General features: G+C 69.9%; 16 protein-coding genes and 1 other RNA gene. 16 read left to right on the top strand and 1 reads right to left on the bottom strand.

The features are described from left to right. Positions 1-20 precede the first annotated feature (20 nt). From FJY74_02975 to ssrA, 3 genes are all read left to right on the top strand, one after another. Positions 21-1,451 carry a phenylacetate--CoA ligase family protein gene (locus FJY74_02975; protein ID MBM3307266.1) on the top strand — a complete coding sequence of 477 codons (1,431 nt, stop codon included), beginning with the start codon at positions 21-23 and terminating at the stop codon, positions 1,449-1,451. A gap of 87 nt (positions 1,452-1,538) precedes the next feature. Further along, complete coding sequence (locus FJY74_02980) at positions 1,539-2,711, top strand: 4Fe-4S binding protein (protein ID MBM3307267.1); 1,173 nt, start codon at positions 1,539-1,541, stop codon at positions 2,709-2,711. Positions 2,712-2,819: 108 nt separating this feature from the next. Further along, positions 2,820-3,177, top strand: a transfer-messenger RNA (tmRNA) gene (gene ssrA / locus FJY74_02985). A gap of 127 nt (positions 3,178-3,304) precedes the next feature. Here the strand turns inward: ssrA and FJY74_02990 are convergent. Next, the gene (locus FJY74_02990; GenBank protein ID MBM3307268.1) at positions 3,305-3,778 is read right to left on the bottom strand and encodes a hypothetical protein; all 474 of its coding nucleotides are present in this window, start codon (positions 3,776-3,778) and stop codon (positions 3,305-3,307) included. A gap of 521 nt (positions 3,779-4,299) precedes the next feature. On the opposite strand from FJY74_02990, the gene cobO reads away from it, so the two are divergent. The 13 genes from cobO to accC all read left to right on the top strand — a co-directional run bounded on the left by cobO (position 4,300) and on the right by accC (position 19,366). Further along, positions 4,300-4,827 carry a cob(I)yrinic acid a,c-diamide adenosyltransferase gene (gene cobO, locus FJY74_02995; GenBank protein ID MBM3307269.1) on the top strand — a complete coding sequence of 176 codons (528 nt, stop codon included), beginning with the start codon at positions 4,300-4,302 and terminating at the stop codon, positions 4,825-4,827. A 23-nt stretch (positions 4,828-4,850) separates the two neighbouring features. Next, positions 4,851-5,801, top strand: a complete 951-nt coding sequence (gene meaB / locus FJY74_03000; GenBank protein ID MBM3307270.1) for a methylmalonyl Co-A mutase-associated GTPase MeaB — start codon at positions 4,851-4,853, stop codon at positions 5,799-5,801. A 36-nt stretch (positions 5,802-5,837) separates the two neighbouring features. After that, positions 5,838-6,980 carry an acyl-CoA dehydrogenase gene (locus FJY74_03005; GenBank protein ID MBM3307271.1) on the top strand — a complete coding sequence of 381 codons (1,143 nt, stop codon included), beginning with the start codon at positions 5,838-5,840 and terminating at the stop codon, positions 6,978-6,980. 27 nt (positions 6,981-7,007) lie between these two features. Beyond that, on the top strand, positions 7,008-8,132 hold the full coding sequence (locus FJY74_03010) for a (Fe-S)-binding protein (protein ID MBM3307272.1): 1,125 nt from the start codon (positions 7,008-7,010) through the stop codon (positions 8,130-8,132). 64 nt (positions 8,133-8,196) lie between these two features. Then, on the top strand, positions 8,197-8,985 hold the full coding sequence (locus FJY74_03015; GenBank protein ID MBM3307273.1) for an electron transfer flavoprotein subunit beta/FixA family protein: 789 nt from the start codon (positions 8,197-8,199) through the stop codon (positions 8,983-8,985). After that, entirely contained in the window at positions 8,986-9,960 is a 975-nt protein-coding gene (locus tag FJY74_03020; protein MBM3307274.1) for an electron transfer flavoprotein subunit alpha/FixB family protein, read from the top strand. It abuts the gene before it with no gap. Between the two features lie 37 nt (positions 9,961-9,997). Then, entirely contained in the window at positions 9,998-11,989 is a 1,992-nt protein-coding gene (locus tag FJY74_03025; protein ID MBM3307275.1) for a CoB--CoM heterodisulfide reductase iron-sulfur subunit A family protein, read from the top strand. A gap of 88 nt (positions 11,990-12,077) precedes the next feature. Continuing rightward, complete coding sequence (locus FJY74_03030; protein ID MBM3307276.1) at positions 12,078-13,688, top strand: methylmalonyl-CoA mutase family protein; 1,611 nt, start codon at positions 12,078-12,080, stop codon at positions 13,686-13,688. Positions 13,689-13,746: 58 nt separating this feature from the next. Next, positions 13,747-14,157: a cobalamin B12-binding domain-containing protein gene (locus tag FJY74_03035; GenBank protein MBM3307277.1), complete on the top strand. Its 411-nt coding sequence runs from the start codon at positions 13,747-13,749 to the stop codon at positions 14,155-14,157. 9 nt (positions 14,158-14,166) lie between these two features. After that, a complete protein-coding gene (locus FJY74_03040) occupies positions 14,167-15,318 on the top strand; it encodes an acyl-CoA dehydrogenase family protein (GenBank protein ID MBM3307278.1) in 1,152 nt (383 codons plus the stop codon). 49 nt (positions 15,319-15,367) lie between these two features. Then, positions 15,368-16,225, top strand: a complete 858-nt coding sequence (locus FJY74_03045; GenBank protein MBM3307279.1) for an MBL fold metallo-hydrolase — start codon at positions 15,368-15,370, stop codon at positions 16,223-16,225. 49 nt (positions 16,226-16,274) lie between these two features. Next, positions 16,275-17,825, top strand: a complete 1,551-nt coding sequence (locus FJY74_03050; protein MBM3307280.1) for a methylmalonyl-CoA carboxyltransferase — start codon at positions 16,275-16,277, stop codon at positions 17,823-17,825. A gap of 20 nt (positions 17,826-17,845) precedes the next feature. Then, the gene (gene accC, locus FJY74_03055; protein MBM3307281.1) at positions 17,846-19,366 is read left to right on the top strand and encodes an acetyl-CoA carboxylase biotin carboxylase subunit; all 1,521 of its coding nucleotides are present in this window, start codon (positions 17,846-17,848) and stop codon (positions 19,364-19,366) included.

Genomic DNA, 19,366 nt, shown 5'->3' on the forward strand with positions numbered 1-19,366 from the left:
GGGGTGACCAGGAGGCAGCCGTGGCGTACGGCGGCAGGGCGCAGGGGTTCGTGTACCGGCATTCCCCGCCACCGCTGAGGGATCTGGCGGCGACCTGCTACGCGGCGAGGACCTATCCCCTGAAGTACGGCCGCCACTTCCGCGAGCACATGGCTCGGCTCGCGGAGCACGAGCGCCTCTCCAACGATGAGCTCGAGGGGATCCAGCTTCGCGCGCTCAAGGCGCTGCTCGGCCATGCGGCGGCGCGTGTCCCGTACTACCGGGCGCTGTTCCGCGAACAGGGCTTTGACCCGGAGCGCGTGCGCGGGCTGGCCGATCTTGAGCGTGTTCCTCTGCTCACGAAGGATGCGGTGAGACGGAACGCGTCCGACCTTCTCTCCGAGGGTGAGGAGCCGGCGCGCCTCGTGTGCATCCACACGAGCGGCACGACGGGCACGCCCCTGGACCTCTATCAGTCCCGCGCCCTCTTCCAGAAGGAGTACGCGTTCTGGTGGTTCCATCGCTCCTGGGCAGGGGTCCGGCGCGGCTGCAGGACCGCGACGCTGGCGGGCCACCCTGTCGTGCCTGCGGAGCAGGACAGGGTGCCCTTCTGGGTGAGGAACCGCCTGGAGAACCAGATGCTGTTCTCCTCGTACCACATGTCTCCGGGGAACCTCGAGCACTACTGCTGCGCGCTCGAGCGCTTCAGGCCCGAGCTCGTTCACGGCTACCCGTCGTCGATCTACCTCGTTGCGCTCCGCCTGAACGACGACGGCGTCCGGACGGTGCGGCCGCGGGCGGTCTTCACGTCGTCCGAGACGTTGCTCGAACACCAGCGCGCCGAGATCGAGCGCGCGTTCGGCTGCAAGGCGTACTCTTACTACGGCAATGCCGAGCGGGCCGGGTACATCGGGGAGTGCGAGCGGGGCAGCTTCCACGTGATGGCCGAGCACAGCATCGCCGAGTTCCTCAATGACGACGGCGCGCCGGTGCGTCCCGGAGAGGAGGGCGTGCTTGTCTGCACCAACGTCGACAACCTCGCGATGCCGCTCATCAGGTACGTCACGGGAGACGTGGCGGTTCCCCTGCCGGCCGGAGAGCGGTGTCCGTGCGGGCGCGGCGGAAGGCTCGTGCGGTCGCTCGTCGGGAGGGTGGAGGACTACGTCGTGACGCCCGACGGGGCGCACGTCGGGCGGCTCGATCACATCCTCAAGGGCGTGCGGCACGTGCGGGAGGCGCAGGTCTATCAGCCCGCCGTGGACCGGGTCGTGCTGAAGGTCTCGCGCGACGAAGGCTACTCGGAGGCCGATGAGCGGACGCTGCTTGCGAACACCCGTGAGCGGCTGGGGACCTCGATGGACATCGCCTTCGAGTACGTCGATCGCGTTGAGCGGACGGCGGGCGGGAAGTTCAGGTTCGTTGTGTCGGACATGCCGCTCAACGAGCGGTTGAGGGTGCGCCGGGAGCGCTGACGCGCCCGCACGGGGCGGCCGAACCCGGCGACGATCGGCGCGCCGGTGGCGGCGCCCGCGGACGAACACGGACGGAGGGGACGGCGCATGAGATCTCTACGGACACGCGTGCAGGTGCTCTTCGTTGCGGGAACGCTGTGGCTGCTCATCCGCGGGCTTCTCGGGCTTACCCAGAACACGTGCGACACCTACTGCCCGTTCGGCGGACTCGTGGCGCTCTTCCCGCTCTTCAAACACAAGGCGTACACCTGCCGCCTGACCGAGCTCAACACCGCGCTCCTCGTCTCGCTCGTCGTGCTCACGCTCGCGACGAAAAAGTCCTTCTGCTCGTGGATCTGCCCGTTCGGGACGGTGTCCGAGTGGCTGGCGCGGCTGGGGCGGAAGGTCCTCCGGCGCGACATCAGAGTCCCGGGGGCGGTCGACAGGGTCCTCGTGAACCTCCGCTACGTCGTCCTCGTCGCGATCGTCGCGCTCACGTGGACGGTGTGGCAGTACGACCTGGGCTTCCGCGCGTACGATCCGTTCTATATCCTGTTCTCGTGGGGAGGTCACGGGACCTTCCCGTGGAGCTTTGCCATCCTCGCCGCCATCCTCGCCCTCATCTTCGTGGTGCCCTTCGCGTGGTGTCGGTACCTCTGTCCCCTGGGCGCCGTGATGGATCCGATGAGCCGCCTAGGTCCCATGAGGGTCCGGCGGAACGCAGCGGCCTGCGTGGACTGCGGCGACTGCGACGCGGCATGTCCCCATCGGATCGCCGTCTCGACCGCGGACCAGGTGACCGCGAGGAACTGCACGAACTGCCTCGAGTGCGTGGTCGCCTGCGGGGATCGCAAGGCGCTCGACCTGTCTCTCGCGGGGAGGCGATCGGTCGGCGGTCGGTCGCCGCTTGGGCGGGCGATCGTCATCCCCCTCGTGATCGCCGCGCTCATCGCTCTGGCGTTCGGGACGGCCGGCGTGTACCGCGTTCCGACCCTCGAACGCGCCTTCATGGACGAGCGGCCGGGGGTCGTGAAGACGGTCGAGTTCGAGGTGGAGGGTCTGAAGTGCGGCGGCGTGGCGAAGTTCCTCGCCGCGAAGATCGCGGACGTGCCGGGCGTCGTCGCGATCACCGTGTACACGAGGACGAACACGGCCATCGTGGAGTTCGATCCTTCCCTCACCGGCCCGGAGGAGATCCGCCGCGCGTACGAGCGGCCGGACACGATCGAGGGGCACGAGTACGAGGTCTTCAAGACGAGATCGGTGCGGGAGGTGCACTAGGCGGGCGAGGCGCCGCGTCGTGGGCGGCCCGCCCGTCTTGACTGCGCGCCCGTTCGGAGCTAGACTGAAGAGAGCGCCGCGGAAGCGCGGCCGTTGACAACCGAACATGGGGGCGATCCGGTTTCGACGGGGGTGAGAGAAGCGCGGATGGCATGCCGAGGTCCCGTTGGCTCGATAAACAAACGGGAACTTCCAACTGCCGACTACACTCCGGCATACGTCTGCTAACTGACGCGGACGCGTCCCGCCCGGCTCTGCCCGTGGGGTTGGGACGGGACGTCATACTCACGGGATAGCGCTCGAGCTTGACCACTGGGCGAGAGGGCGAGACCGAGACGGTGGCTGGCCGGCCGGGCATCCCGCCCGTTGGAGGCCCGGCAGGCGAGAAGCAAAGATCGGGCTACGCATGTAGATGTTCGCGTGGAATCGCTTTCGGACGCGGGTTCGACTCCCGCCGCCTCCACCATCAAGAGCGAGGGGCCCCGGCCAGATGCCGGGGCCCCTCGTCGTTCATGGCGCCAGCGCGTCAGTCGCCGCGGGGTGTTACCTGTACAGGGCCTTGATCGCCGTCCAGGACGACGGCTCGGTCGGGCTCACGGAGAGATCGACGCAGCCGCAGACGCTGTGCGGCGTCGCGCCCACTCCGTCGCCCCAGAGGCACCAGAAGATCGGCTGCCGTAGAGCACGTCCGCCACCTTCACGTCGATGGCGATGGTCGTGCTCTCGCCGCCGTACAGCTCGCCCATGCCCCCGTTGGCGTCGTCCCACCGTGCCGTGTGGTTGATCGTCGGAACGTACATGTCCCAGTCCGGGCGAAGCGGGGACGGGACCAGCGGGACATAGGACATCGTTGCCGGGAAGAGCGTGAAACCGTCCGGGAAGCTCACGGCAACGTTCGTGATCGACTCACCGTCGGCCGACGTGTTCTGCACAAGGAACGTGAACGTGTACGTCTGGCCAGGCGCAACGATCGCCGGCGACAGCAGCGTCACCGAGGCGCCCCCGATCCCTGCGACCGCGGAGAGGGCGAACAGCATGAACAGGCATGCGATGGCAGAACTCCTCATGATCGGCATCTCCCTTCTCTTAGGTTGTGTTAGCTCCAGAATCAACAGCGTCGTGTCCTCTATCTGTCTGTTAACACTCACATGGCGTGTTGGTCAAGAGGGGATTCGGCGCTTTGACGGATGACCCTCCACCTTGCCTGTCGCCAAGCGGGCCGCAGGCGGTCCTCTCGTGGCGCGCCCGAGTCGAGACGGTGGGAGAGCCGAGCGCGCGACACGATCACCGGCGGGGTTCGTGAACGGGGGTTCGTCTATCGAAGGCGTCGCACCGGCGACCGTCGCAGACGGCGCGGTGGGGCCACGCCACGCGGCGCGCCGCGTGGCGAACTTGCGCGCGGGGCGGGCGCGTCACCGCGCGGCCGGTCGCTGGAACAGCGTTGACCGCCTCTCCTGGCGCATGCTAGCATCCTCGGGCTACGTGCGCTCTGGCGGGCGCGGACGGTGCCTGACCGCTCGCGTCCTCCCACATGACCGACAGGATTCACCGGGCAGCTCGAGCTGTCTTCTGCGACCGGGGGCGACCCTTGCCGGAACGGCGCGGTACGGTGCAGGTCTACACGGGCGACGGCAAGGGAAAGACCACGGCCGCGCTCGGCCTCGCGTTGAGAGCGGTCGGCCACGGTCTGTCCGTCTGCATGATCCAGTTCATGAAGGGAAGCGCCAACTACGGGGAGCTCGCCGCGGCGGCGAAGCTCCCCGGCTTCACGATCGTGCAGACGGGGCGCGACGAGTTCGTGGACAGGAAGAACCCCGCGCAGGTGGACGTCGAGATGGCGCGCGACGGGCTCGCGCGCGCCGGCGCCGTTCTGCGCGAGGGGCGGCACGACCTCGTCGTTCTCGACGAGATCAACGTGGCGCTGGACTTCGGGCTCGTGACGCTGGAAGACGTGCTGGGTCTCATCGCGGCGCGGCCGCCTCACGTCGAGCTCGTGCTGACGGGACGCAGGGCGCACCCGGACGTGATGAAGGCTGCCGACCTCGTGAGCGAGGTCCTGAACATCAAGCACCACTACGACGCGGGCGTGGCGGCCCGCGAGGGCATCGAGTACTAGGGACGAGCGTGGGCGGAAGCGGCGTGACGGAGATCGTGGAAGGCGTGTTCGCCGGGCGGGTCGCCGCGCTCGCGAGGGCGATCACCTGGATCGAGAACGAGGACGCGAGGGGGCTCTCGGCGCTCGACGCGCTGTACCCCCGGACGGGCCGGGCGTATCGCATCGGGATCTCCGGGCCGCCCGGCGCGGGCAAGAGCACGCTCGTTGACGCGCTGACCGCGCACCTGCTCGACCGCGGGACGACGGTCGGGATCATCGCGGTGGACCCGACGAGCCCGTTCACGGGCGGCGCGCTCCTCGGCGACCGGGTGCGGATGCGCGACATCGGCACGCGCGACGGCGTGTTCATCCGGAGCATGGCCACGCGGGGGGGGCTCGGCGGGCTTTCGAGGACCGCGCCGAGCGTCGCCGCGGCCATGGACTCCTTCGGGTTCGACTACGTCGTCTTCGAGACCGTCGGCGTCGGGCAGTCCGAGCTGGACATCGCCGACGCCGCGGACACCACGGTCATCGTGCTCGTCCCGGAGTCGGGGGACAGCATCCAGGCGATGAAGGCCGGCCTGATGGAGATCGGCGAGGTCTTCGTGGTGAACAAGGCCGACCGGGACGGCGCGGACATGACCGTGCAGGAGATCGCCTCGATGCTCGGCCTGAAGGCGCAGGCCGGCTGGAGCCCGCCGGTGCTCCGGACGGTCGCCTCGACGGGCGAGGGCGTCGCCGAACTCGCGCAGGCGATCGACGCGCACCGGGAGTTCCTCGCCGCGCGGGGCCTGCTCGCCGAGAGACGGCGCGCCCACTTCGTGGCGCAGGTCCGCGAGATCGTCGTCGCCGAGCTCGAGAAGGACCTCTACGCGAGGCTCGGTGCGGGCGCGGAGCTGGGCTCGTTCGTGGGGGACGTGTCGAAGGGACATCGTTCCCCGTACGCGATAGCGAGAGACGTTCTGGACGGCGTCGCGAGAGACCGCCGGCCATAGGGCACGGGAGGCCCTCCACCGAAGGGAGCGACACGCATGGACTTCGCCCTCACCCAGGACCAGAAGATGGTCCGCGAGATGGTGCGCGAGTTCGCGACGAAGGAGCTCGAGCCCATCGCGGCGGAGATCGACGAGAGCCGGGAGTTCCCGACGGCGACGCTCAAGAAGATGGCCGGCCTGGGTCTCATGGGGGTGGTCATCCCCGAGAAGTACGGCGGCGCGGGGATGGACTTCACGACGCTCGCCATCATCTGCGAGGAGATCTCGCGGGTGTGCGCGTCGCACGGCGTCATCACGGCGGTGACGAACTCGCTGTGCGCGTACCCGATCTACCACTTCGGCAACGAGGAGCAGCGCAAGAAGTACCTGCCCGACCTCTGCTCCGGGAAGGCGCTCGGCGCCATCGGCATCACCGAGGCGAACGCGGGGTCGGACCCCGCCGGCATGGAGACCACGGCGGTCCTCAAGGGCGACCACTACGTCGTGAACGGCACGAAGGCGTGGATCACGAACGGGCAGGCCGCGGGCACCTTCATCATCTTCGCCTACACCGACCCCGCGCAGCGCCACAAGGGCATGAGCGCGTTCATCGTCGGCAAGGACTTCCAGGGGTTCAGCGTGGGCAAGCACGAGAACCTCATGGGCATCCGGGCGACGGGCAACTGCGAGCTCATCATGGACGAGTGCGTCGTTCCGAAGGAGAACCTGCTCGGGAAGGAAGGCGACGGGTTCAAGATCCTGATGCACACGCTCGACACCTCCCGCATCGACATCGGCGCGCAGGGCGTCGGCATCTCGCAGGGCGCGCTCGACGCCTCGGTGAAGTACGCGAAGGAGCGCAAGCAGTTCGGCCAGCCCATCGGCGAGTTCGAGATGGTGCAGGACATGATCGCCCAGATGTCCGCGCTCACCGACGCGGCGAGGCTTCTCACGTACCGCGCGGCCTGGATGAAGGACAGCGGGATCGAGCGGTACACGCGCGAGGCCGCCATCGCGAAGTACTACGCGGCCGAAGCGGTCGTCGCCGTCACGCGCATGGCCGTTCAGATCCACGGCGGCAACGGCTACTCGAAGGACTACCCGGTCGAGCGCATGTACCGGGACGCGAAGATCGTCGAGATCTACGAGGGCACGAGCCAGATCCAGAAGATCGTCATCGCGCGCGCGGCGCTCAAGTAGAGGGCACGGAGCCCCCGGAAGAGGACGATGGCCACTTCGCTTCAGGAGAGGTTCGAGCTGCTCGCCTGCATCCAGTGCGGGCGGTGCACGGCCGGCTGCCCGGTGTCGCGCCGCACGCACCTGAACGTCCGGAAGGTCGTGTACGAGGGGCTCACGGCGGTGGGCGCGAAGGACGCCTCCGGCCGCCCCGAGGCGTGGAACTGCACCACCTGCTCGAACTGCACCGAGCGGTGTCCGAAGGGCGTGAAGCCGATGGAGCTTCTCATCGGGCTCCGCTCGGCGGCGATCGAGAAGGGGAAGGCGCAGCCGACCATCCGCGACGCGCTCGAGAGCACGCTTAGGCACGGGAACCCGTGGGGCCGCATCCGCGACAAGCGCATGGAGTGGGCCGAGGGGCTCGACGTGCCTGTCCTGGACGACGGGGGGAAGGCGTCGCTCCTTCTCTACGTGGGGTGCACGCCCGCGTACGACCCGAGAGTGCAGGCCGTCGCGCGCGCCCTCGTCGCCGTGCTCAAGGCGGCCGGCGTCGAGTACGCGACGCTCGGGACCGCGGAGTCGTGCTGCGGGAGCGAGATCAAGCGCATGGGAGAGGAGGGGCTCTTCGAGCTCCTCGTCGAGGGCAACCGCGAGGCGTTCGCGAACGCGGGCGTCCGGACCATCATCGCCGCCTCGCCGCACTGCATGAACACGTTCAGGAACGAGTACGGCGAGCTCGGCATCGAGGTCCTGCACTACTCGCAGTTCCTGGCGGGACTCCTCGACGACGGAAGGCTCACGCTCACCACGCCCCTCAAGGGCGTCGTGACCTACCACGATCCGTGCTTCCTCGGGAAGCACAACGACATCTTCGATGAGCCGCGCGCCGTCCTCGGGGCGATCCCGGGCATCGAGTTCGTCGAGATGGACCGCTCGCGCGAGCGCGCGCTCTGCTGCGAGGGCGGCGGCGGACGCATGTGGGTCGAGCCGGCGGAAGAGCGCGGCGAGCGTCTCGCGGACGTCCGCGTGAAGGACGCCGCGGCCCTCGGCGCCGCGCGCATCGTCACGGCCTGCCCGTTCTGTCTCAAGACGCTCGACGACGCGGTGAAGACGAGCGGCAACGAGGGCAGGATCGAAGCGGTCGACCTGGCGGAGCTCGTGGCGCTGGCGCTCTAGAGGAGCGGCGTGCCCCGGCCGCGGCCCTCGGACGGCGGGGCGCTCACGAAGGAACGGAGAACGCATGAACATCGTCGTGTGTGTGAAGCAGGTGCCCGAGACGGCCGAGGCCGACCTCAAGCTCGCCGCGGACGGCAGGGACATCGCGCGGCAGGGGCTCCCCCTCCAAATCAACGAGCCCGACAACTACGCGCTCGAGCAGGCGCTGCTCCTCACCGAGGAGCACGGGGGCCAGGTCACCGTCGTGACGCTCGGGCCGCCGTCGTCCGACGAAGTTCTCCGCATGGGCATGGCCAAAGGCGCCGCCGAGGCCGCGCGGCTTTCCGACGACGCGTTCGCCGGCGGCGACGCCGTGGCGACTGCGACGGCGCTCGCGGCCGCCGTCCGGGGACTCCGGTTTGACCTCGTCCTCACGGGGTGCATGTCGTCGGACGACGGCCACACGCAGGTCGGCGTCGCGCTCGCGGAGCTTCTGGGCGTCCCGCACGCGACCTACGTCGTCCAGATGGAGATGAACGACGGCGAGGTCACGGTCGGCCGCGAGCTCGAGGGCGGCATCGTCGAGCGCGTGAAGATGAAGCTCCCGTGCCTCCTCGGGATCCAGACCGGCATCAACGAGCCGCGGTACGCGTCCATCATGGGCATCGCGAAGGCGTCGAAGCGTCCCATCGCGCTCAAGGTCGCCGCGGACCTCGGCTTGGACGCGGGCGCCGTCGGCGAGAGGGGCTCGCGCACGCGGGTCGTGAAGCTCGCGTACGTGCCCGCGGGCGAGGCGGCCGAGATGATCGGCGGGACCGTGCCCGAGGCGTCGGCGAAACTGGCGGGCATCCTCAAGGAGAAAGGCCTCGTCTAGATGAACGAGATCCTCGTTCTCGCCGAGCACAGGCGCGGCGAGCTGCGCGACGTCACCCTCGAGATGCTGGGGAAGGCCAGGGCGCTCGGCGACGCGTCCGGCCGCAAGGTCGCGGCGCTGCTTCTCGGCTCCGGCGTCGGCGCGTTCGCCGACGCCCTCAAGGACCACGCCGACGTCGTCCTCGTGCGCGACCATCCCGCGCTCGCGAACTTCAACTCTGCGGTCTACCAGCCGGTGCTCGCGGGCGTCCTCGGGGAGCGGAAGCCGGACCTTGCGATGATCGGCCACACCGCGTTCGGCGTGGACCTCGCCCCGAGCCTCGCGGTCGCGCTCGGCCTTCCGCTCGCCAGCGACTGCGTGGACATCGCGTGCGACGGCGCCTCGTTCACGGCGACGCGCCAGGTCTATCAGGGCAAGATCAACGCGACGGTCGCGTTCGCCGACGCGCCCACGACGCTCGTGACCGTCCGGGCGTCCGCGTTCCCCGCCGAGACGGCGTCGCGCGGCGGCGTCGTGACCGAGCTTGCGACGGCCGTGCCGGACGAGCCCGCCTCGAGGAGGTTCCTCGAGTACGTCGAGGCGGCCACCGGGGGCGTGGACATCGCGAAGGCCGACGTCCTCGTCGCCGTGGGCCGCGGCCTGCGGGAGCGCGAGAACATGCCGATCGTCGAGGAGCTCGCCGCCGCGCTCGGCGGCGTCGTCGCGTGCTCGCGGCCCGTCGTGGACGCGGGCTGGCTCGGGAAGGACCGGCAGGTCGGCTCGTCGGGCAAGACCGTCAAGCCCAAGCTGTACATCGCGGTCGGGATCAGCGGCCAGTTCCAGCACATCAGTGGAATGAAGTCCGCCGAGACGGTCATCGCGATCAACAAGGACCCCAGGGCGCCCATCTTCTCGGCGGCCGACTACGGCATCGTCGGCGACCTCCTGAAGATCGTGCCGGCGCTCACCGAGAAGGTCAGGGAGCTCAAGGCGTAGCGGGGCTGCGCGGTTACCTCCATCCCAGAGGGAGAGCGTGGACCGGGACAAGACGACTCGAGACGCCGGCAAGGTCAGACTGGGTGTCTACATCTGCCACTGCGGCGTCAACATCGCGAGGACGGTGGACGTCAAGGCCGTCGCGAAGGCGGCCGCGTCGTTCCCGGGCGTGGCGGTCGCGAAGACCTACGCCTACATGTGCTCCGACCCGGGGCAGTCGCTCATCAAGGCCCACATCAGGGAGCACCGGCTCACCGGCGTGGTCGTGGCGGCCTGCTCGCCGAGGATGCACGAGCCCACCTTCCGCGCGGCGCTGGCCGAGGCCGGCGTGAACCCGTACCTCCTCGACATGGCGAACATCCGCGAGCAGTGCTCGTGGATCCACGACGACGGAGCCGAGGCAACCGTCAAGGCGACCGACCTCGTGCGCGCCGCCGTCGCCCGCGCCGGGCACCTCGCCGGGCTCAGCACGCGCGAGGTTCCCGTGACCCCGGCGGCGCTCGTCGTCGGCGCCGGCATCTCGGGCATCCAGGCGGCGCTCGACATCGCGGAGTCCGGGTACCGGGTCTATCTCGTCGAGCAGTCGCCCTCGATCGGCGGGCACATGGCGCAGCTCGACAAGACCTTCCCGACGCTCGACTGCTCCGCCTGCATCCTCACGCCGAAGATGGTGGACGCCGCGCGGCACCCGAAGATCGAGCTTCTGACCTACAGCGTCATCGAGGACGTCTCGGGATACGTTGGCAACTTCACCGTGAGAGTCCGGAAGCGCGCGCGCTACGTCGACCCGGACGAGTGCACCGCGTGCGGCGACTGCACGAAGGTCTGCCCCGTGGCCGTGCCGAACGAGTTCGACGAGGGGCTCGGAACGAGGAAGGCGATCTACCAGCCGTTCCCGCAGGCGGTCCCCGCGGCGTTTGTGCTCGACATGGACCAGTGCCTCGGGAACAACCCCATCGCGTGCGGCAGGTGTCGCAAGGCCTGCAGCAGGAAGTGCATCGACTACGACGACAAGGACGAGATCGTTGAGGTCAAGGTCGGCACGATCGTGGTGGCCACGGGCATGGACGTGTTCGACGCCGCGACGCTTCCGCAGCTCGGGTACGGGCGGTACGAGGACGTCCTCACGTCCCTCGAGTTCGAGCGGCTCGTCTGCGCGTCGGGCCCGACGGCCGGCGCCGTCACACGGGTCTCGCGGCCCGAGCCGCCGAAGTCGGTCGTGTTCATCCAGTGCGTCGGCTCGAGGGACGAGAAGGTCGGGAACCCCTACTGCTCGCGGATCTGCTGCATGTACACGGCGAAGCAGGCGCACCTCGTCCGCGAGAAGCTGCCCAATGCGAAGATCACGGTCTTCTACATGGACGTCCGCGCGTTCGGCAAGGGCTTCGAGGAGTTCTACGACCGCGTGCGGAAGGAGAACGTCCTCTACGTGCGCGGGAGCGTCTCCGAGATCTACCGCCGCGGCGACCGGCTCGTCGTGCTCGGCGAGGACACGCTCGTGGGCGAGCCGGTGGAGGTCGAGGCCGATCTCGTCGTCCTCGCCGTCGGGCTCACCCCGCGGCCGGAGACCGCCGACGTCGTGAAGCTCCTCAAGCTCTCCCGCTCGTCGGACGGGTTCCTCATGGAGGCGCACCCGAAGCTCCGGCCGGTGGACACCTCGATCGACGGCGTGTTCCTCGCGGGATGCTGCCAGGGGCCGAAGGACATCCCGGACGCGGTCGCCCAGGCGAAGGCCGCGGCGTCCTCCGCGATCGCCCCGATGGCGCGCGGCAGCGTGACCGCCGAGGCGCTCACCGCGGTCATCGACGAGGACCTCTGCTCCGGATGCCGCGTGTGCGTGGGCGTCTGCCCGTACGGCGCGCTCGCGTTCGATCCGATGGACAAGGTGTCCAAGGTCAACGAGGCGCTGTGCAAAGGCTGCGGGACCTGCGCGGCCGCGTGCCCGTCCGGCAGCATCGCCATGGGTCACTTCACCTCGGACCAGCTGCTGGCGCAGGTCGTGGCGCTCATCGGAGAACGCAATGGCTGACGCTGGGAGGAAGAGGGCGAAGGGCGACGCGTCCGCGGCGCCCGGCGCGACAGAGAAGGCGGCGGCGCGGAAAGCCTGGGAGGACGCGATGGCGTCCTCGAAGCGGAGGGACGCCGCGTTCGAGTCCGTCTCGGGCGAGGAGGTCGCGCCGCTCTACACGCCGGACGACCTCGCGGGCCTCGACTACCAGCGCGACCTCGGCTATCCGGGCGAGTTCCCGTACACGCGCGGCGTGCGGCACAACATGTACCGGGGGCGCCTCTGGACGATGAGGCAGTTCTCCGGGTTCGGCGCGCCCGAGGACTCGAACCGGCGGTACAAGTTCCTGCTCGCGCACGGCCAGACCGGGCTGTCGGTCGCGTTCGACCTCCCGACCATCATGGGCTACGACTCCGACCACGAGCGCGCCGAGGGCGAGGTCGGCGTGTGCGGCGTCGCCATCGACACACTGCGCGACATGGAGACGCTCTTCGACGGCATCCCGCTCGACAAGGTCAGCACCTCGATGACCATCAACGCGCCGGCGGCGGTGCTCCTCTCGATGTACATCTGCGTCGGCGAGAAGCAGGGCGTCGCCTCCACCGCGCTGCGCGGGACCATCCAGAACGACCTCCTCAAGGAGTACATCGCGCAGAAGAGCTGGATCTTCCCGCCGCGGCCGTCGCTCCGCATCATCACCGACATCATGTCGTACTGCGCGCGCGAGGTGCCGCAGTGGAACACGATCTCGATCTCGGGCTACCACATCCGCGAGGCCGGCTCGACCGCGCTCCAGGAGCTCGCGTTCACGCTCGCCGACGGGTTCGCCTACGTGGAGGCGGGCATCGCCGCGGGGATGGACGTGGACGAGTTCGCGCCGCGCCTGTCGTACTTCTTCAACTCCCACATGGACTTCTTCGAGGAGATCGCGAAGTTCCGCGCGGCGCGACGGATCTGGGCGCGCGGCATGCGCGAGAAGTACGGCGCGAAAGACCCGCGCTCGTGGCTCCTCCGGTTCCACACGCAGACGGCCGGGTGCAGCCTCACGGCGCAGCAGCCGTTCAACAACATCGTCCGCACGGCGCTCGAGGCGCTGGCCGGCGTGCTCGGCGGGACGCAGAGCCTCCACACGAACTCGATGGACGAGACGCTCGCGCTTCCGTCGGAGCAGGCGGTGCACGTCGCGCTCCGCACGCAGCAGGTCATCGCGCACGAGTCGGGCGTGCCGAACGTGACGGATCCTCTGGGCGGCTCGTACTACGTCGAGGCGCTCACCGATCGGATGGAGAAGGGCTGCCTCGAGTACTTCGAGAAGATCGACGCGCTCGGCGGCGTCGTGGCGGCGATCGAGAGGGGCTTCTTCCAGCGCGAGATCGCGCGGGCCGCGTTCCAGTACCAGCGCGCGCTCGAGGAGAGGCGGCGGATCGTCGTCGGCGTCAACGACCTCGTGGACGAGGGCGAGGAGGTGAAGATCGACCTTCTCAAGATCGGGCCCGAGGTGGCGGAGCGTCAGAAGCGCGCGCTCGCGGCGGTGAAGCAGGAGCGCAGCGCCTCGGCGGTCGAGAGCGCGCTCGCGGGGCTCCGGTCGGCCGCGACGGGCAGCGACAACCTCATGCCGCACTTCCTCGCGTGCTGCCGCGCGTACGCGACCGAAGGCGAGATGATCGGCGTGCTGCGCGAGGTCTTCGGCGAGTACCGCGAGCCGCCGACCTACTGGTAGCGCCCGGGACCGATCGCCGCGGCCGGGGTCGGCCGGCGGCGCAGGGAGACGACAGGCCATGGCAGACAGGATCAGAGTGCTGGTCGCCAAGCCCGGGCTCGACGGGCACGACCGCGGCGCGAAGGTCGTCGCGAGCGCGCTGCGCGACGCCGGGATGGAGGTCATCTACACCGGCCTTCACCAGACGCCCGAGATGATCGTGAACGCCGCCGTCCAGGAGGACGTGGACGTGGTCGCCATGAGCATCCTCTCGGGGGCGCACATGACCATGTTCCCGCGCGTGCTCGAGCTCCTCAGGGAGAAGGGCGCCGACGACGTCGTGCTCACCGGCGGCGGCATCATCCCGAAGGAGGACATGGAGACGCTCGAGGGGCAGGGCGTCGACCGCCTGTTCGGTCCCGGCACGGACACGCGGGACATTGCGGCGTACATCCGCGAGGCGGTGGCGAAGAAGCGGGGTGGGAGGTAGGAGGAGCGCGTGTTCGACGTCTCCGACGCGCAGAAGAGCGTGAGGGCGTGGGCGAGGGAGTTCGCGGAGCGCGAGGTCGCGCCGAGGGCGGCCGCCATGGACGCCGCGGGCGAGTTCCCGCGCGAGCTCGTCGGCCTCATGTTCGACGCCGGCCTCATGGGCATGCTCGTGCCGGCCGCCCACGGGGGCCGCGGCGCGCGGACGCTGGAGTACGCGACGGCGGTCGAGGAGCTCGCGCGCGCCGACGCAAGCACGGCGCTCGTCATGTGCATCCACAGCTCGCTCGTGACCGCGCTCCTCGCGGAGTTCGCGTCGGACGCGATCAAGGCGCGGTGGCTCGGGCGGCTCGCGACGCGGTCGGTCGGCGCGTTCGCGCTCACCGAGGACGATCCGTCGTCGCCGACGCGGGCCGAGGAGCGCGACGGCGGCTTCGTCGTCACCGGGTCGAAGAGCTACATCACGAACGGGCCGATCGCCGACGTGGTTCTCGTGTTCGCGGTGACGGGCCGCATCGAGACCGAGAAGGACGGGAAGAGGGTCTCGCGCGACGAGGTGAGCGCGTTCCTCGTGGACGGCGGCGCCACCGGTCTTTCGCGGTCGAGCGTCGGCCCGAAGCTCGGGCTTTCCGCCGCGCCCGTCGGGCGCCTGCGCTTCGACGGCGTGCGGGTGCCCGCCGACCGCATGGTCGGCGGGCGCGGCGCGGGGTTCGCCATGGCGATGAAGGCGCTCGACGGGGGCCGCATCGCGGCCGCGGCGATGGGCGTGGGCATCGCACAGGCCGCTCTGGACGGCGCGAAGGCGTACGCGAAGGCGCGAGTGACGCAGGGGCAGCCCATCGCGAAGCACCAGGCGGTCCAGTTCATGATCGCCGAGGCGGCGACCAGGCTCGAGGCCGCGCGGGCGCTTGCGTACCACGCGGCGCTCGCGGCCGACCGCGGTGACGCGGCGGTCACCGAGCTTGCGGCCCAGGCGAAGCTCTTCGCCTCCGAGGCCGCGTCGTTCGCGGCGTCGCGGTGCCTGCAGGTGCACGGCGGCGCCGGCGTCGTCCGCGGGCTCCACGCGGCGGAGCGCTGCTTCCGCGACGCCCGCGTCCTCGAGATCATCGAGGGCACCTCGGAGATCCAGAAGCTCGTCGTGGCGGGGCACGAGCTCCGGCGTTGATCGGCAGGCCGCCGGGGTCGCGTCCCGGCGCGCGGCGTGGAGGGCGACGATGGCCAGCACCTCGATCAGACTCGGGCCCGCCACGCTCACGAGCCTCGACGCCGGCGTCTTCTACTACGACGGCGGCGCGATGTTCGGAGGCGTCCCCAAGGTGCTGTGGGAGACGCTCATCCCGGCCGATGCGAAGAACCGCATCCCGCTCACCATCTCGCCGCTTCTGGTCCGCACCCCGTCGAGGACCGTGCTCGTGGACACGGGGTTCGGCGGCTCGCAGGTCGCGAAGGACGTGAAGTACTACGGGTTCGACCCCTCCGTGAACGTGGCCACGGCGCTCGCGGCCGAGGGCGTCGCGCCCGAGGACGTCGACACCGTCGTCCTCACGCACCTCCACTCGGACCACGCGGCCGCGGCGACGACGCTCCGGGACGACGGGCGTCTCACGCCGACGTTCCCCCGTGCGCGGTACGTCGTGCACGAGGCCGAGTGGAAGGCGGCGTTCGACCCCGACCCCCGGAGCGCGGCGGCGTACCGCGGCGAGGACTTCGCGCCCCTCCGCGAGGGGGGGCTCCTCGACCTCGTCGGCGACCGGGCGGACCTCGGCGACGGCGTGTCGGTCGAGCGCACCGGCGGCCACACCGCCGGGCACCTCATGGCGGTGATCGCCAACGAGGGCGGGACAGCGATCTACCCCGCCGACCTCGTGCCGAGCCGTTACCATGTCCGCATCCCGTACGTCGCGGGCATCGACCTCTTTCCGCTCGACGTCATCGCGCGGAAGCAGGAAGTCCTCAGGAAGGCGGTCGACGAGGAATGGATCGTGATCCTCGACCACGACGCCATCGGCAACATCGGCCGGATCGTCGAGGACGCGAAGGGCAGGTTCGTGTTCAGGGACCTGGGGCGCTGACCGACGCGCGGCGCGCAGGCGGCGCCGCTTCGTGGGAGGCTCGGATCCGATGGCGGACCACGAGAAGTTCAAGGACCTCGAAGACCGCATGAAGGCCTCTCGCCTGGGCGGCGGCGAGGCGCGCATCAAGAAGCAGCACGAGGCGGGGAAGCTCTCCGCGTGGGAGCGTCTCGAGGTCCTCCTCGACGACGGGAGCCTCCGCGAGATGGACGCCCTCGTCACGCACCGCTGCGCGGACTTCGGGATGGAGAAGAAGCGCTACCCAGGCGACGGCGTGGTCACCGGCTACGGCACCATCGACGGACGGCTGGTGTACGTCTTCGCGCAGGACTTCACCGTGTTCGGCGGCTCGCTCTCGAAGGCGCACGGCGAGAAGATCTGCAAGATCATGGACCTCGCGCTCAAGAACGGCGCGCCGGTCGTGGGGCTCAACGACTCAGGCGGCGCGAGGATCCAGGAGGGCGTCTGGAGCCTCGGCGGCTACGCGGAGTACTTCCTCAGGAACGTCCTCGCGTCGGGCGTCGTCCCGCAGATCTCCGCCATCATGGGGCCGTGCGCCGGGGGCGCCGTCTACTCGCCCGCGATCACCGACTTCGTCTTCATGGTGGACAAGACGAGCCACATGTTCCTCACGGGCCCCGACGTCATCAAGACCGTCGTGCACGAGGAGGTCACGCACGAGGAGCTCGGCGGCGCCGCCGTCCACAACACGAAGAGCGGCGTCGCGCACTTCGCGTGCCGGAGCGAGGCCGCGTGCCTCGACGACATCAGGAGGCTCCTCTCGTTCCTTCCGTCGAACAACACCGAGGACCCGCCGGTCGGCCGGTGCACCGACGATCCGGCGCGCCGCGACGGCGAGCTCGACGAGATCGTGCCGAAGGACCCGAACAAGCCGTACGACATGAAGCAGGTCATCGCTCGCGTCGTGGACCACGGCGACTTCATGGAGGTCCACGCGCACTTCGCGAAGAACATCGTCGTGGGGTTCGCGCGCATGGGCGGCCGGCCCGTCGGCATCGTCGCCAACCAGCCGGCGTTCCTCGCGGGCGTCCTCGACATCGACTCGTCGGTGAAGGCCGCGCGGTTCGTGCGGTTCTGCGACGCGTTCAACGTCCCGCTCCTCACGTTCACGGACGTGCCGGGGTTCCTGCCCGGCACGGGCCAGGAGTTCGGCGGGATCATCCGGCACGGCGCGAAGCTCCTCTACGCGTACTGCGAGGCGACGGTGCCAAAGATCACGGTCATCACGCGGAAGGCGTACGGCGGGGCCTACGTCGTCATGAGCAGCCGGCACCTCCGCGGCGACATGAACCTCGCGTGGCCGATGTCGGAGATCGCGGTCATGGGCGCCGAGGGCGCGGTGAACGTCCTCTACAGGAAGGAGCTCTCGGAGGCGGCCGACCCGAACGAGCTTCGGAAGCGGCTCACGGCCGAGTTCAAGGAGAAGTTCTCGAACCCGTACATCGCGGCGGAGGCCGGGTTCATCGACCGGGTCATCGTGCCGAGCGACACGCGGCCCGTCGTCATCGACGCGCTCACCATGCTCAGGAACAAGCGCGACTCGAACCCGCCGAGGAAGCACGGCAACATCCCGCTCTAGGCGGGCGACAGGGGGAGACGTTGTTCCGCAAGGTCCTCGTGGCCAACCGCGGCGAGATCGCCATCCGCGTGATCCGCACGCTCAAGGAGATGGGCATCGCGTCGGTGGCCGTCTACTCCGAGCCCGACCGCGCCTGCCGGCACGTGCGCTACGCGGACGAGGCCTACTGCATCGGCGAGGCGCTCCCGGCGAAGAGCTACCTCCGCATCGAGGCCATCGTGTCCATCGCGCGCCGGGTCGGCGCCGAGGCCGTGCACCCGGGCTACGGGTTCCTCGCGGAGAACGCGGCGTTCGCGAAGGCCTGCGAGGACGCGGGGATCGCGTTCGTCGGCCCCGACTCGCGTGCCATCGCGCTCCTCGGCGACAAGATGGAGGCCCGCAGGACGATGACCGCCGCGGGCATCCCGGTCGTGCCCGGCGGCGAGCGACCGCTCGCGAGCGAGAGCGAGATCGTCGCTGAGGCGCGGCGTGTCGGCTTCCCCATCATGATGAAGGCGGCGGCCGGCGGCGGCGGGAAGGGCATGCGCGTCGTCCGTGACGAGGCCGGGCTCGCGGCCGCGGCGAAGGCCGCGCGCTCGGAGGCCGGGTCCGCGTTCGGGGACGACCGCATCTACATCGAGAGGCTCATCGAGCGGCCGCGGCACATCGAGTTCCAGGTCCTGGCCGACCGGCACGGCGCCGCGGTTCACCTCGGCGAGCGCGAGTGTTCCATCCAGCGGCGCCACCAGAAGCTCGTCGAGGAGTCCCCGTCGCCGGCGCTGACGCCCGCGCTGCGCGAGGAGATGGGGCGCGCGGCCGTCGAGGCGGTCCGCGCCGCCGGCTACACGAACGCCGGCACCGTCGAGTTCCTCCTGGAGGGGAAGAAGCGCTACTACTTCCTCGAGGTGAACGCGCGGCTCCAGGTCGAGCATCCCGTGACCGAGCTCGTGACGGGCCTCGACCTCGTCCGCGAGCAGCTGCGCGTCGCGGCCGGCGAGAAGATCTCCTTCGATCAGTCGCAGGTCGCGCCGCGCGGCGCCGCGATCGAGTGCCGCATCTGCGCCGAGGACCCCGAGAACAACTTCTTCCCGTCCGTCGGGGTCATTGAGCGGCTCCGCGAGCCGGCGGGGCCCGGCGTGCGGGTGGAGAGCGGGCTCCACGTGGGCTACGAGATCCCCGTCTACTACGATCCGCTCGTGTCCAAGCTGATCGTCTGGGCGCGGACGCGCGCCGACGCCATCGAGCGGATGAAGCGCGCTCTCTCCGAGTACTACATCGAGGGCATCAAGACGACCATCCCGTTCCACAAGGCGGTCATGGAGAGCGACGCGTTCCGGCGCGGGGAGTTCGACACGGGCTTCGTCGAGCACGAGTTCTTCCCGAAGTACGCCGGACGGCGGATGGAGATCCCGGAGATCGCGGCCATCGCCGCGGCGCTCGTGGCCCACAGCGAGGCGGGACGCGAACGACCGCTCGCAACGGGCGACGCCCGCCCGTCCGACGGATGGCGGCGCGGGCCGCGGTCCGGGACCTGGGGCGGCTGGCAGCTCCACCAGAAGTGA

This window comes from Candidatus Effluviviaceae Genus I sp. (assembly GCA_016867725.1).
Classification (GTDB): Bacteria; Joyebacterota; Joyebacteria; order Joyebacterales; family Joyebacteraceae; genus VGIX01.